Source organism: Streptomyces sp. NPDC090108, assembly GCF_044747185.1.
GTDB lineage: Bacteria > Actinomycetota > Actinomycetes > Streptomycetales > Streptomycetaceae > Streptomyces.
The window spans coordinates 720606-735446 of record NZ_JBIVDQ010000003.1 but is presented as its reverse complement, the minus strand read 5'-3'; the positions used below and the strand labels follow the sequence as shown (position 1 = coordinate 735446).

Genomic DNA, 14841 nt, shown 5'->3' with positions numbered 1-14841 from the left:
GACACCACCCGTGCACATCATCGAGACCTACTTCGAGTGCGGAGGCTTCGACCACCGCTTCCTCCAGGGCGGCATCTCGGTCTACCTCTGGAACCTCTCCAAGGCGCTCACCGCGCAGGGCCACCGCGTCAGCGTGGTCACCCCGGCCCACGGCCGGCTCGACGAACTGCGCGACTCCTACGAGCTGGAGCGCCTCGACTACGAGGACACCTACGAACTCCCCCTCGTCCTCGACCCCGACGTCTGGGGCGACCGCTTCGGGGCCGAGGCACGCATACCCCTGACCACCACCGCGCACCGGCTGCGTCTGGACGGCGTGGACCTGTACTTCCTGTCCAACGAACTCCTCGACCAGCTGCCCGACCGGTTCTACCCGCCCTACGACAGCAAGGGCCGGGACCTGGTCTTCTTCAAGCCGGTGGCCTACCAGGTGGACACCATCCGGTTCGTACGCGGATGGTTCGGGCAGGAGAAGGCACTCGTCCACGCGCACGAGCCGTACTACCACTACCTGATGCCGGCGGCCTTCCGCGACGATCCGTCCAAACTCGTGGTCGGCACCGTGCAGAGCAACATGCCGATCACCAAGAAGGTGTACCGGCCCAAGGTCGAACGCCTCCTCGACCTCCTCGGCGTCCAGGTCCCGCTGCCTCCCGAGGACGAGGCCCCCGGCCGCTCGCGCTCGGCGCACGAAACCATCATGAGCGCCTATCAGCAGCGGACGCATCTGCACTACGAGTACGGGCCCGGACACCTCCGCGTCTACGACCTGGTGGCCGAACACGCCGACCTGGTCGACTTCCTGTCGCCCGGGCACCTGGACTTCTACACCGGCTTCGCCGACACCCCCTTCGAACAGCTCTGCACTCGACTGCCCGTCCACGACACCGTGCGCCGCAACGCGGCGAAGAGCTTCGTCGGCGGCTGCGCCCTCGGCGACCGCTGGACGACCGGAGAACCCCCCGCCGTCGACCGGACGGCCGTCCTCGCCGGCCTCGGTCTCGACCCGGCACTGCCGACGTTCTTCCACAACGCCCGCTACGCCGTGAACCACAAGGGCCAGACGGAGCTTTTCCGAGCCGTCGACCGTGTGCTCGGCGAGGGGCTGGCCGCCAACTTCGTGCTGCGCTGTCTCAGCGACGGCGGGATCGACGACCCGTACGTCCGTGACGTCGTCGCACGCCACAAGGACCGCATCCACCTGGAGTGCGAACGCGTCGAGGAGCAGCGGATCGTCGCGTACGCGGCGAGCGCCGACTTCTGTCTCTTCCCGTCCAAGTTCGAGATGGACACGTTCCTCATCGCCCAGGGCGAGGCGATGGCCGTGGGCGCCGTGCCCATCGCCACGGCCCAGCTGGGCATGGCCCACTTCGGGCACGTCGCCGACCCGTCGAACGGCCCCGAGGCCGCCCACGCCACCGGTTTCGCCGTGAACCGGTCCTTCACCGAGGACGACCCGCGGCTTGTCGACGCCCTCGCCGACCGCATCCACCGGGCGGCCCGCCTGCTGCGCGACCGCCCCGAGGAATACCGCCGGCTGCGCGCCAACGCCATCGCCACCGCACGGACGTTCACCTGGGAACGCGTGGCCCGTCTCCACGTCGACGCGTTCACACCCCTGTGGCAGGGACGGCGGCCCGAACCGGACACCGGACTGCTGCTCCGGCACGGCTGGTTCGACCTGCTGACGGACGAGGCGTACGAGACACGGCAGGACGAGATCGCCGAGGCGGCCGCCCGGTTCGCCGACGTGGACGCCTACGCGCGCTGTCGGCCGCTGGACGCCGCGGTTACCCGCGCCCTGTTCGAAACCGCCTGGCGGCGGGCCGACTTCGCGCGCTGTGCGCGCCTCGCCGAGCACGACAAGGATCTGCGCGACCGCCTCGACGGCCGTGCCACGGTCACCGAGGGCCGGATCGTCTACCGGCATCCCGACGTCGTCCGCGCCGAACTGGTCGGCCTCGCACCGCCCGGACCCGGACGCAGAACCGTGACCACACGTCCGCTGGAACCCCTCGCGCCCGGCGTCCTGACCGCCGAACCGCTCGACCGTGGAGGACCGTTGCATCTCCTGCTCACCCTGGCCTCCGGCCGCTCCGCCTGGGATGTGGTGCGCCATGACTGACGGAGTGCGCGCCGCGCTGCTCGCGGGTGGCGAGGGCCGCAGAATGGGTCTTCTCGGTCGCGGCCGGCTCAAGCCGCTGGTGCCCTTCGGCGGCTCCTGCCGGCTGATCGACTTCTCGCTCGCCAACGCCGAGGCGTCCGGTCTGCCGGAGGTGCTGCTGCTGTCCCAGTACGAGGAGCGGCAGCTGATGGACGACCTGCACCGCACCTGGTGGCGTCCCGGCTTCCGGGTGCACTTCGGGCCGTACGACCGGGCGTACCGGGAAGGTGCCGGCCACCGGCCGCTCGATCCCTCCGGTCCGCCGGAGCGGGGCACGGCCGACGCGCTGATCCGCAAGGCGCCCTACGTCTTCGGTCCGGGGACCTCGGAGGTCCTGGTGCTGCACGCCGACCACGTCTACCGCTTCGACTACGGGCCCCTGATCGAGGCCCACCGCCGCTCCGGCGCCGCGCTCACCGTCGCCTACCAGCGCATCGAACGGCGCTACGTCCACCTCTTCGGCATGGTGCAGTTCGACGCGCGGGGCCGGCTCACCGCATTCGTGGAGAAGCCCAGCGAGCCCACGAGCGACCTGGTGTTCGCCGCCTTCTGCGTCTTCGACGCGGCCCGACTGCACCACTACCTGGAGGAACTCGACGGCACCGACTGGCAGCACGACATCAGCCGGGACGTCATTCCCGCCATGCTCGCGGCCGGCGAGCGCATCCTCGGCCACGAGGTGCCAGGACACTGGGAAGACATCGGCACGGAGGCCCGCTACCACCGCGCCCACCTGGCCCTGCTGGAGGACGGCGCCGCCCTGCCGCCCGGTCGCCTCCCGCGCACCATATCGCCCGAGGTGCCGCGCCGGATCGTGACAGCGGCCCCCGGCATCGACCGCAGCCTGGTCCCCGCCGACCTCGTCAACGAGGGGCACCTGGAGCGCAGCGTCGCCTTCCCCGGCGTCCGCGTCGGCACGGGGGCCCGGGTGAGCCGCAGCGTGCTGCTGCCCGGCGCGGCCGTACCCGCCGGAGCCGAGATCGACTCCGCGATCGTCCTCGAGGACGGCACCGTCCAGCACGTGCCGGCCCCTCACCGCGGCGCCATCGCCCCGCCCGCGGAGCCCGAGACCGCCGGAGGGGCACGTGTCTGACTCCGTCTTCACCGTCGTGGATCTCGGCGGTACCACCCTGCGCATCGCCCGGTACGACACCGCGACGCGCGAGGTCGGCGACGTCCGCCGTGTTCCGACGGCCGGCCTGGCCGGCCACCCCGGCACGTCCGCGGCCGGCCTGCAGTCCAAGGTCGTCGAACAGCTCTGCTCCCTGGCCGCCGACGCCGTGCGACGGCACGGCTCGACCGCGCTCGGTGTGGCCTTCGCCGGACCGGTCACCGCCGACGGCCGCGTCCTGGCCGCGCCCACCGTCTGGAGCGGGGGCGGCGAGCCCGTGCCGCTGCGCCTGCTCCTCGAAGAACGCCTGGGTGTCCCGGTGGTCGTCGTCAACGACCTGACCGCCGCCGTCTGGCGCTATGTCGAGGGCCCGGACCAGCAGCCGTTCTGCCTGATCACGGTCAGCTCCGGGATCGGATGCAAGGTGTACCGCGCCGGCGAGGTGCTGCTCGACGCCGACGGGCACGGCGGCGAACTGGGCCACTGGACCTGCGACCCGTCACCGGACGCCCCGCTGTGCGACTGCGGCGGCCGCGGCCACCTCGGCGGCATCGCCTCGGGACGGGGCACCCTGGCCGCCGCCCGACGTGCCGCGCACGCGGACCCGGACGGCTACGCCCGATCGGCCCTCGCCCAGGCCGCGCCCGACCCGGAGGGGCTGGACAACCCGGCGTTCGCCGCCGCGGTGCGCGGCGGCGACCCCTTCGCCACCACCGTGCTGCGCGGGGGACTGGCCCACCTCGCCTCCGCCGTCACCGCCGTGTTCACATCGATCGGCGTGCGCCGCTACGTCCTCATGGGCGGGTTCGCCCTGGCCCTCGGACCGCACTGTGTCCGGCTGCTCGGCGAGGAACTGGAGCGGCTGGGCTGCTTCGGCCTCGACGCGGCGGAGATCCGGCGCATGGTCGTCCTCGGCGCCCCGGACGACGACCACGGCCTCGTGGGAGCCGGACGCCTGCTCGCCGCGCGCGGCGCCGCACGAACGGCGGTGACCGCCGCGTGAACCCTTCCCCGGACCGCAAGAGCGCGCAGGGCACCACCACTCTGGTCGTCGGCAGCGGATTCGTCGGCCGCGCCGTCGCCGCCCGCCTCGCAGCGGACGGCGGCACCGCCGTCCTGGCCTCCCGGCACCGGCCCGACGGCACGTCCGCACCCTGGGTGCGGCTGGACGCCACGGACGCGGACGCGTGCGCCCGCGTCGTCGACGAGGTCCGGCCCGACCGGATGGTGCTGGTCCACGGTCCCTCCGACGTCACCTGGTGCGAGGCCCATCCGGAGCGCGCCCTGGAGCTGCACACCGCGGCGGCGGCCGGGCTCATCGCGGCGGCGCCCGGTCTGCGTACCGTCCTGATCTCCACCGACAACGTCTTCGACGGCACGTCCCCGGCCAACGACGAGACCACTCCGACCGCCCCCGCCAACGCCTACGGCTCGGCCAAGCTGGCCGCCGAGCGGATCGTCCGGGAGGCCGCGGACGCCACCGTGCTCCGGGTGAGCCTGGTGTACGGCTGGGAGTCCGCCGAGTCCACCAAGTGGCTGAACTTCTTCGCGGCCTGTGCGCACCGGCTGCGCACCGGGCAGCCGGTGGAAGCGCCGCACGACCAGTGGACCACCCCGGTCCTGGTCGACGACGTCGCCGCCGTCACCGCGGCGGCCCTGACCCCGGGCACGCCCGGACTGCTCCATCTCGGCGGCCCCGACCGGGTCTCCCGGGCCGCCTGGGCCGAGACGATCGCCGACGGGCTCGGTGCTCCGCGGCTCCTCGTCACCCCGACGCCCAGGGCCCGAGGACGGTATGCCAGCCGTCCTGCCAACACCTGTCTGACCAGCGGCCTGCTGGTGACCTTCCTGCACCGGCACGGACTGCGGGTGCGGGGCGTCGCCGAGGGAGTCCGCGATCTGCTGGAGGCCGCCCGGTGATCCGTACGGTCGCGTCCCGCGAGGTCTACCGCAACCCCTGGATGAGTGTGCGCGAGGACGACATCCGGCACCCGGACGGCAGCCCCGGCCGGTACGGCGTCGTGGACAAACCCGACTACGCCCTGGTGATCCCCCGCCAGGCCGCGCGGCTGCACCTCGTCGAGCAGTACCGCTATCCCGTCGGGGGCCGGTACTGGGAGTTTCCGCAGGGCTCCTGGCCCGAAGGACACCAGGGCGAGGCTCCGCTCGACCTCGCGCGTGCCGAACTGAGGGAGGAAACCGGACTGCGGGCCGCGAGGATGACGTACCTCGGCCGTGTCCACGTCGCCTACGGCTACGCCAGCCAGGGCTGCCACGTCTTCCTCGCGGAGGAACTGACGCCGGGCGAACCGGAACGCGAACCCACCGAAGCCGACATGCGCCAGCGCTGGGTGGACGCGTGGGAGTGGCGCGCACTCGTCCGTGCCGGAAGGATCACCGACTCCGCGACCCTGGCCGCCCACGCCCTGCTGACACTCCATGACGAGCCCGGGGAGACGGCGGAGAGCGGACAGAAGGAGAAGGCCGGGGGGACAGGGACGGCCGAGGGGGCCGCGGCGAGCGGGGAGGCCTCGCGCCCGCCTGGCGCCGGCCCGTTCCCGGAGACCGCGCGATGACCGCGAACACGCGCCCGGCGCGCTTTCGCGTGGTCGCGACCGACCTGGACGGCACGCTGCTCCGCGCCGATCTCACCGTCTCCGAGCGCACCAGGGCCGCCCTCACCCGGGCCGCACGGTTCGGCGCCCGGCACCTGGTGGTCACCGGCCGTCCGGCGGTGGCCTGCCGCCGCCTGCTGCAGTCCCTGGACTACGCGGGCCTCGCGGTCTGCGGCCAGGGGGCCCAGCTGTACGACGCCGGTGCGCACCGCCTGCTGTCCTCGGCGACTCTCGACCGCCCCCTGGTAAGGGCGCTGGTCGACCGCATCGTCGAAGCGGCGGGCCCGCTGGAGTTCGCGGTGGTCACCACGGGCCTGGACGGCGAGTTCCTGGTCACGCGCGGCTTCGGGGATCGCGTCCGCCACGGCTGGCGGCTCGTCGAGGAGCACACCGCCCTGTGGGAGCGCCCCGTGGAGAAGGTGCTCATCCGCAGCCGTCGGCTGGACGACGACCGGCTCGCCGCGCTGGCACAGCGGATCTGCGCCGGCCAAGTCGCGGTCACCCACTCCGGAGAGGGCATGGTCGAACTGCTGCCCGCCGGGGTGAGCAAGGCGAGCGGCCTGGCCGAGGCCTCCCGCAGGCTCGGATTCGGCGCCGCCGACACCATCGCCTTCGGCGACATGCCCAACGACATCCCGATGCTCGCCTGGGCCGGTCACGGCGTCGCCATGGGCAACGCCCATGCCGAACTGCGCCGTCACGCCGCCGAGATAGCACCGACGAACGAGGAGGACGGGGTCGCCTCGGTCCTGGAGCGCCTCTTCCCACCCACCCCCTGACCGAGAGCCGAGCCGCACCCATGCCCGTTGCCCGAGCCACTCGTGGTCCGCGCGAGCTGACCGACCTGGCCCGCCTGTACGGCGTCGCCACCCACTACACCACCGATCGCGGACGGCGAGCGGACACCTCCCCCGACACCCTGCGCGCGGTCCTCGCCGCCATGGGCGTCGACACGGCTACGCCCGGCGGAGTCCGGGACGCCCTGGCCGAACGCCGGCACGCGCTCGACGGGCGACTGCTGCCGCCCGTCGTCGTCCTGCGCGCCGGCCGGACCCCGGCGGGCCCGCTCGCCCCGCACGGAACCGACCTGTGGGTGGAGACCGCGAACGGCCGGCGCCGCCGGATCGCCGCGGACGGCAGGGAGCTGGCCGGCCTGCCGGTGGGCCGTCACACGCTGCACGCCGAGCGCGGCCCGCGCGCGGACGCCGTACCGCTGCTGGTCACTCCCGAGCGTCTCCAGGGCCCCGCGCACCGGTCCTGGGGCTTCCTGGTCCAGCTGTACTCCCTGCTGTCCCGGCGTTCCTGGGGCATGGGCGAACTCGGCGACCTGGCCCGACTGGCCGACTGGGCCGGAGGTTTGGGCGCCGACTTCCTGCTGCTCAACCCGATGCACGCCTACGCCCCCGGGGACCTGAACGACCCCTCCCCGTACCGGCCCGGCAGTCGCCGCTACCCGGACTGGATGAACCTCAGCGTCGACGCGGTCCCCGAATTCGCCGCCCTCCCGGCCGAGAAGCGGGAGCAGGCGCGTCACCTGTGCGACCGGGCACGGCACCTGACCACCGACGTGCTCACGGGCGGACACATCGACCGCGAGGCAGTGCGCGCACTGAAGCTGCGGGCACTGGAACTCGCTCACACCGTCGCGCTCACACCCGCACGCCAGGAGTCCTTCCGGCGGTACGCCGACGTCGAGGGGACCGGGCTCTCGGACTACGCGCTGTGGTGCGCGCTCGCCGAGGAGTACGGCCCGCGCTGGCGTACCTGGCCCGCCGGCCTGCGCAGCCCGGACGCCCCGGAGATCCCGGCGGCCCGGGCCCGGCTCGCCGACCGCATCGACTTCCACCGCAGGCTCGCCTGGCTCGTCGACGAGCAACTGGACGGCGCGCAGCGGGCCGCGACCGGAGCGGGCATGGCGATCGGGCTGATGCACGACCTCGCCGTCGGCGTCCACCCGGAGGGCGCGGACGCCTGGCAGTTCCAGCGCTGGCTGGCCGACGGCGTGACGGTCGGCTGCCCACCCGACGACTTCAACCGCAGCGGCCAGGACTGGGGGCAGCCGCCTTGGCGGCCCGACACCCTCGCCGAGGCCGGCTACGCGCCCTTCGCCGAGGTGCTGCGCTGCGCCCTGCGCCGTTCGGGCGCGCTGCGCGTGGACCACATCATGGGCCTGTTCCGCCTCTGGTGGATCCCCGACGGTGCCGGGGCCGGCGAGGGCACATACGTCCGCTACGACCATGAAGCCCTGCTCGGCGTCCTCGCGTTGGAGGCCCACCGGGCGGGCAGCATGGTGATCGGCGAGGACCTGGGCACGGTCGAGGACGGTGTGCGCGAGGAACTGGCCGAGCGCGGCATCCTCGGCACCTCGGTGCTGCGGTTCGAGTACACGGGCGGCTCCGCGGAGCGCTCCGGCCCGCTGCCGGCCGAGCAGTGGCGGGCCGACTGCCTGGCCACCCTCACCACCCACGACCTGCCCAGCACCGCCGCGTGGCTGGACGGCGAGCACGTACGGCTGCACGACCGTCTGGGCCTGCTCACCCGGCCGCTGCCCGAGGCCGAGACCGCGGCGGCGGCCGAACGCCAGGGCTGGCTCGCCGAGTTGGCGAACTGCGGCGTCCTCGACGCCGAGGCCACCGCAGGGGGCGACGCGGACACCGGACCGCCCGACCGGGGCGGTGAACCGGTGCCGAGTCCCGAGACCCTGGCCCTCTACCGCTTCCTCGCCCGCACCCCCGCCAAGCTGGTGGGCGTCTGGCTGCCCGACACCGTCGGCGACCTGCGACCCCAGAACCTGCCCGGGACGTCGCACGAGTACCCCAACTGGCGGCTGCCGGTGGCCGGCCCGGACGGCCGCGCGCTCACGCTGGAGGACGTGTGTGCGCAACCCGGCCCGGCCGCGGTCGCCGACCTGTACAAGGAGCTGCACCCGCCGACCGCGCACCCGTCACCACCAGCCGGGATGAACTTGCTGAAAGTTTCGGCAAGTTCTTGCTACGACCCCGGCCTGCTGTTTGACTCGGCTGACGACGACGGCCCGAGAGGAACCCGATGACCACCGACATCGACGTGCTGGGCGGCGCGGGCGTGGACACGACCGCCCATGTCCCCGAACCACCAGTCCCCTTCCCCGGACTCCTCGCTCGTGCCGCCGAGGCGGAGTCGACGAGCGTCCGGCCGCGAACGGCCGAGGCCGCCCAGCCTGCCAAAGGACACGTATGACGGCTGTAGCGCTCCGGGAGCGCGGACGCGGGTACGACGTGGTGATCCTCGGCGGCGGGGTGGCCGGCAGCGTACTGGCCGCCCGGCTGAGCGAGGACCCGGCTCGGACGGTCTGCCTGGTGGAAGCCGGTCCGGACCACGGGGCCGACTGGCGGTCATGGCCGCCCAAGCTGCTCGACGCGCGCGCTCTGCCACGCGACGACGTCTGGGAGCGCCGCACCGAGGTACACCGCATCCGGGCCCGGGTCCTCGGCGGTTCCTCCTGCGTCAACGGCTGCTGGCACACCTGGGGCTCGGCGGCCGACCACGAGCAGTGGGCCGGCGCGGGCGGACCCCGCTGGTCGGCCGCGGCCATGGAGCCGTACCGGCAGAAGGCCGTACGGCAGATGAGGCTGAGAAGCGTGCCCGAACGGGAGTTCAACTCCTTCAGCCGGGCCGCCCTGGCCGCGGCACGCGAACTCGGTTACCCGGAAGTCGACATGGGCACCAGCGGTGGGCCGGGCTGCGGCACCCCGCTGATCAACGCCCTCGACGGCGTCCGCTGGAACGCGGCCTTCGCCTACCTGGCCCCCGCCCGCACCCGTTCCAACCTGACGATCCTCGCCGACACCCTGGCGGACCGGCTGGTGGTCCGGGACGGTCGGGTCCGGGGCGCCGAGGTCGTCGTGGACGGCCGGCGCGAGACCCTGACCGCGGACACCTACGTGATCGCCTGCGGCGCCTTCGGCTCGCCCGGGCTGCTGCTGCGCAGCGGCCTCGGCCCCACCGCGGACCTGCGGCGGTACGGCATCCAGCCCGAGGCCGACCTCCCCGGCGTCGGCGCCAACCTCACCGACCAGCCCGGCGTGTTCGTACCGCTCACACCGACGCCGGAGCTGAACGCGGCACTGGCGGCCAAGGAGAAGGCCGGCGAACTCTACGTCAGCCGCATGCTGGTCCGGGCAGCCAGCGCCGTCTGCTCCGACGGCACCGACCTGCACATCCTGCCCTCGGCGGGCAATCCGCTCTTCGGCTCGCTGCCGCCCGGGGAGTACGAGGCGGGCATCTCCGCCTTCCTGATGAAACCCGCCTCCCGGGGCACGGTCCGGCTGCGCTCCGCCGATCCCACCACCCCCCTGGACATCGACCCGGCCTTCCTGTCCGACCCGGACGGAAGGGACCTGGCCGCGCTGCGCTCGGGACTGGAGATCGTCGAGCGGATGGCGGCGACGGCCGCGCTCGAGCCGCTCGCCGGGCCGCCGTCCGGCCGGCCCTCGCGGGACCTGACCGACGATCAGCTGCGCGCCCGGCTGGGCACCTACTGGCACCCCGTGGGCACCTGCGCCATGGGCCGGCCCGGCGATCCCCTGGCCGTCGTCGACGGCGAGGCCCGGGTACGAGGCGTGTCCAACCTGCGTGTGGCCGACGCCTCCGTCCTGCCCACCGTTCCCGCGGCCAACACCCAGCTCCCGGTGCTGGCCCTGGCCGAACTGCTCGCCGATGTGCTGAAGGAGGCTGGTGCGTGATGACCGGACCGACAGGCAGGACGCTGCCGGAGGTGCCCGGCGCGGGAGACAACGGCCGCGTGGTCTACGGCTGCATGGGCCTCGGCGGCGGCTGGGACGAGACCCCGTACACGGCCGCCGACATCGACCACGCCCAGGCCGCGGTCGAGGCCGCCCTGGAGTGCGGGATCACCACGTTCGACCACGCCGACATCTACCGGTTCGGCAAGTCGGAGGCCGTCTTCGGCGAGGTGCTGTCCCGCGCGCCCGGGCTGCGCGAGCGGATCGTGCTGCAGACCAAGTGCGGCATCCGGCTGCCCCAAGGAGACCGGCCGGGCCGGTACGACCTGCGGGCCGACACCATCCTGCGGCGCGTGGAGGAGAGCCTGACCCGGCTGCGCACCGATGTCATCGACACCCTGCTGCTGCACCGCCCCGATCCGCTGGCCGCTCCCGAGGAGATCGCGAAGGCCCTGCACGCCCTGCACGGGCAGGGCCTGGTACGGCGGTTCGGCGTCTCCAACATGAGCGCCGCGCAGATCGCCCACCTCCAGGCGCGCCTCGACGTGCCGCTGACGGTCGACCAACTGGAGATGAGCCTCGCCCGCCGGGACTGGGTCGAGGCAGGTGTTCTGGTGAACACCTCCGCCGCGGCCCAGTGCGGCTTCCCGGCCGGAACCCTCGAACACTGCACGGACCACGACATCGAACTGCAGGCCTGGGGAGCGCTGGCCCGGGGCCGCTACACGGGCGACGAGCCGTCCCCGGCGGGTGAGGTGCTCCAGCGGCTGGCCCGCCGCCACGACACCACCCCGGAGACGGTGCTGCTGTGGTGGATCCAGCGCCATCCGGCGCGTGTGGTGCCCGTCGTCGGCACCAGCCGTCCCGACCGGATCCGCGCCTGCCGGGACGCCGTGGTGCGCGAGCCCGGGCTCGGCGACGAGGAGTGGTACGAGCTGTGGATCGCCGCCCGCGGCGCTCCTCTGCCCTGATCCGCATCGCGCACATCACCCCGGTCCGCGCCCCGCGCCGCCGCCTTGGCGGCACCGCATGGCGTGGGCCGGAGGTTCCGCTCACCCATGCTGTACGGACGGAGAAACACAGTGACCGCCACCACCGTAGCCACCGCCGCAGGCCCCGGCCTCCTGCAGTCGGCCCGGTTCTACATCACCTTCCGCTGCAACTCGCTCTGCGGCTACTGCAACGTCTGGCAGGACGACAAGTTCAAGGGGTACGAGGAACTGACCCTGGAACGAGCCCGGCAGATCCTCGACGAGCTGTACGAACTCGGCGTGCGGTACGTCGACTTCACGGGCGGCGAGCCGGTGCTGCACCCCCACATCGACGGGATCGTGCAGTACGCCAAGTCGCTCGGGATGACCGTGGAGATCACGAGCAACGGCATCCGCTTCGCCAAGCACATCGACGCGATCGTGCCCTACGTCGACACCATGAACGTCTCACTGGACACCCTCCGTCCCGAGCGCTACCGGGAGATCCGCGGCGTACCCACCCTGGACCGGGCCCTGGACGTCATCCAGCGGGTCGTCGCCACCGGGTCCGGCAACCTCAAGCTGATCTGCGTGGTCACCCGGGAGAACGTGGACGAGATACCGGACCTGCTGCGGTTCGCTCACGAGAACCGGATCACCATCTACTTCTCGGGGATGTTCGAGTACTTCGACGAGCAGGACACCGTCCGGGACATGAACCGGACGGCCCGCAAGCTGAAGCTGATCGAGCAGAACGGCAAGCCGCTGGCAGACGCCGGCCGCTCCGACCGCCTGGACGCCTCGGAGCCGACCGGCGGGCCGATCGCCGCCGAACTGATGCGGCTGCTCTACCAGCCGTACGCGCTGATCAACCTGCACTTCCGCAAGTACATGGCGTCCCTCGACCCCACCGCGCCGACGGACTGCTTCGCCAACAAGCGCATCCTCACCGTCGGCCCGGACGGTCGCCTGGTCCTGCCCTGCTACCACGCCTTCGACAACTCGGTGCAGTGGGACCGGCCACTGCGCGAGCTGGTGCGGGATCCCGAGTTCCTGCGGGTACGGGACGAGGAGGTCGGCCACCGGTCGGAGTGCCGCAGCTGCACGGTCTTCCCCTACATCGGGCTCTCCTTCAGCTACCGCTTCGACAAGATCTTCCTCTACCAGGCGCTGTCCGAGGAGATCGCCAAGATCAAGGTCCGTTTCGCCGACCCCCTGTACCCGGGCCTCCACCTCGACCACGGGCAGCTGCATCAGCGGTACCAGGAGCTGGAGCGGTTCATCGACCAGGCGCTGCCCACACCACGAGCGCCGCTCGACTCCGATCACCTCTACCGTTTCGAGACCACCGCGACGGGTGTCCGGACCGAGTTCAACGCCGGGGAGATCAGCCTCGCGGAGCTGCTGACCGATCACGCGTCCGACGAATGCTGGGGCATCCAGCGGTCGCCGCACACCTGGATGCGTCTGGTGTACCGCGATCTCGTCCCCGCCCTGCGGGCCCTCGCCGACGAGGGTCTCATCGGCTCCGACGCCTACGAGTCCGTGGTGGCCGACCTGTACGGGGTCCAGCTGGCCTGGTGGCAGAGTTATCTGGCGCTGTACTACCGAGGCGGCGACCAGTGCGACGTGGCGGACGCCCGCAGCCTGATCAGCCGTTTCCTGCGGCGCACGGCGGCCCTGCTGCCCGACGCGCCCGGTGCCGAGAGGGTGCGCGAGATCCTGCTGCACGCCGGCTGCGTCCTCGTGCTGCCCCCCGACACCCTCGCTCCGCTGGCGGTGCGCACTCCGTTCCCGGAGATGTCGCTGACGGCCAAGCACCTGCTGCTCGTCGCCGACGACCACGAGCTGTCCCAGTACGCGGCCCTGCTCCCGAAGCAGACCGGTGAACTGCTGCGCCGTGCGGCCGGAGCCGGACAGGAGGACATCGACGCGTCCACTCCGCTGGACACCGAGACCGCCGTCCTCCTCGGTCACCGGCGCGACGACGACCAGCCGACGGCCTCGCCGGAGAGCCTCGACCAGGCGACCGTCGTACAGCTGCTCACGAGGCTGAGGGCGCTCGCCCCGGACCGGCGCACCGCGCTGGCCGACCGACTCCTCACCCATGAGCTGCGCGCCCCGCGGACGCTGCGCCGCCAGGGCCGCCCCCTCAGGGAGGCCAGGCGCCCACGCCCGGCGGCGAGCGAGTGAACGGGTAGAACGCTGTAGCAGGACCGGGTGGCGCGGTCAGTGGCGCTGTCTGCCCCGCGGCTTTCCCGCGTGGCCGGCTGCGCCTCTGGCCACGACCCCTGCTTCGTTCTCGGCGGGAACGTCGTAACGGCCCGCCCGCGGAGCATCGTGCGACGCTCCGCGGGCAGGCCGACGACCGGTGGAACCGCAGGTCAGTCCAGCTTGCGGAACAGCCCCTCCTGCACCACGGACACGAGCAGCCGGCCCTCGCGGTTGTAGATCCGGCCCCGGGCCAGTCCGCGGCCGCCGATGGCGATCGGGGACTCCTGGTCGTACAGGAACCACTCGTCCGCGCGGAACGGGCGGTGGAACCACATCGCGTGGTCCAGGGAGGCCAGGTCGAAGTTCCGCGCTCCCCACAGGGGCTCGACGGGGATGCGGACCGCGTCCAGGAGCGTCATGTCGCTCGCGTACGTCAGCGCGCAGGTGTGCACCAGCGGGTCGTCACCGAGCGGGCCGACCGCGCGCATCCACACGGCGCTGCGCGGCTCGGCACCCTGGATGTCATCGGCGTTCCAGCGCAGCCGGTCGACGTACCGGATGTCGAAGGGCTGGCGGCGCGCCATCCGCTCCAGCTGCTCGGGCAGCGCGCCCAGGTGCGCGCGGATCTCGTCGGCGACCGTCGGCAGCGACTCCGGGTCCGGGATCTCGCGGGCCGGCGGCAGCTGGTGCTCGAACGGGCCCTCCTCGGGCTTGTGGAAGGAGGCGGTCAGGTTGAAGATCGTGCGGCCCTGCTGCACGGCCGTGACGCGGCGCGTGGTGAACGACCGTCCGTCACGGACCCGCTCCACCTGGTACACGATCGGCACGCCCGGGCGGCCCGGGCGCAGGAAGTACGCGTGCAACGAGTGCACGGGCCGGTCGCCCTCCGTGGTGCGGCCGGCGGCGACCAGCGCCTGGCCCGCCACCTGCCCGCCGAAGACCCGCTGCAGGGACTCCTGCGGGCTCCGTCCGCGGAAGATGTTGACCTCGATCTGCTCCAGGTCGAGGAGGTCGACCAGTCGCTCGGCCGGGTTCGTCATGG

At 72.8% G+C, this 14841-nt stretch carries 12 protein-coding genes; 11 read left to right on the top strand and 1 reads right to left on the bottom strand.

Features of this window, described 5'->3' with window-relative positions; genetic code table 11:
* Window positions 1-10 precede the first annotated feature (10 nt).
* The 11 genes from ACIPRD_RS13430 to ACIPRD_RS13380 all read left to right on the top strand — a co-directional run bounded on the left by ACIPRD_RS13430 (window position 11) and on the right by ACIPRD_RS13380 (window position 13778).
* Window positions 11-2125: a glycogen/starch synthase gene (locus tag ACIPRD_RS13430; RefSeq protein WP_401562752.1), complete on the top strand. Its 2115-nt coding sequence runs from the start codon at window positions 11-13 to the stop codon at window positions 2123-2125.
* Complete coding sequence (locus ACIPRD_RS13425; protein ID WP_401562750.1) at window positions 2118-3257, top strand: sugar phosphate nucleotidyltransferase; 1140 nt, start codon at window positions 2118-2120, stop codon at window positions 3255-3257. Before ACIPRD_RS13430 ends, ACIPRD_RS13425 begins: the two co-directional genes overlap by 8 nt.
* Entirely contained in the window at window positions 3250-4278 is a 1029-nt protein-coding gene (locus tag ACIPRD_RS13420) for an ROK family protein (protein ID WP_401562748.1), read from the top strand. Before ACIPRD_RS13425 ends, ACIPRD_RS13420 begins: the two co-directional genes overlap by 8 nt.
* Entirely contained in the window at window positions 4275-5195 is a 921-nt protein-coding gene (locus tag ACIPRD_RS13415) for an SDR family oxidoreductase (RefSeq protein WP_401562747.1), read from the top strand. The genes ACIPRD_RS13420 and ACIPRD_RS13415 overlap by 4 nt, the downstream gene beginning before the upstream one ends.
* Entirely contained in the window at window positions 5192-5851 is a 660-nt protein-coding gene (locus ACIPRD_RS13410) for an NUDIX domain-containing protein (protein ID WP_401562745.1), read from the top strand. Before ACIPRD_RS13415 ends, ACIPRD_RS13410 begins: the two co-directional genes overlap by 4 nt.
* The gene (locus tag ACIPRD_RS13405; RefSeq protein WP_401562743.1) at window positions 5848-6669 is read left to right on the top strand and encodes an HAD family hydrolase; all 822 of its coding nucleotides are present in this window, start codon (window positions 5848-5850) and stop codon (window positions 6667-6669) included. Before ACIPRD_RS13410 ends, ACIPRD_RS13405 begins: the two co-directional genes overlap by 4 nt.
* A 20-nt stretch (window positions 6670-6689) precedes the next feature.
* Window positions 6690-8942: a 4-alpha-glucanotransferase gene (gene malQ / locus ACIPRD_RS13400; protein ID WP_401562742.1), complete on the top strand. Its 2253-nt coding sequence runs from the start codon at window positions 6690-6692 to the stop codon at window positions 8940-8942.
* Window positions 8939-9109: a hypothetical protein gene (locus ACIPRD_RS13395; RefSeq protein WP_401562740.1), complete on the top strand. Its 171-nt coding sequence runs from the start codon at window positions 8939-8941 to the stop codon at window positions 9107-9109. The genes malQ and ACIPRD_RS13395 overlap by 4 nt, the downstream gene beginning before the upstream one ends.
* Entirely contained in the window at window positions 9106-10614 is a 1509-nt protein-coding gene (locus ACIPRD_RS13390) for a GMC family oxidoreductase (RefSeq protein ID WP_401562739.1), read from the top strand. The genes ACIPRD_RS13395 and ACIPRD_RS13390 overlap by 4 nt, the downstream gene beginning before the upstream one ends.
* On the top strand, window positions 10614-11585 hold the full coding sequence (locus ACIPRD_RS13385) for an aldo/keto reductase family oxidoreductase (RefSeq protein WP_401562737.1): 972 nt from the start codon (window positions 10614-10616) through the stop codon (window positions 11583-11585). Before ACIPRD_RS13390 ends, ACIPRD_RS13385 begins: the two co-directional genes overlap by 1 nt.
* A 111-nt stretch (window positions 11586-11696) precedes the next feature.
* On the top strand, window positions 11697-13778 hold the full coding sequence (locus ACIPRD_RS13380; protein ID WP_356401405.1) for a radical SAM protein: 2082 nt from the start codon (window positions 11697-11699) through the stop codon (window positions 13776-13778).
* 191 nt (window positions 13779-13969) lie between these two features.
* Here ACIPRD_RS13380 and ACIPRD_RS13375 read toward each other — a convergent pair whose 3' ends face one another.
* A complete protein-coding gene (locus tag ACIPRD_RS13375; RefSeq protein WP_356401406.1) occupies window positions 13970-14839 on the bottom strand; it encodes an acyl-CoA thioesterase II in 870 nt (289 codons plus the stop codon).
* Window positions 14840-14841: the final 2 nt, after the last annotated feature.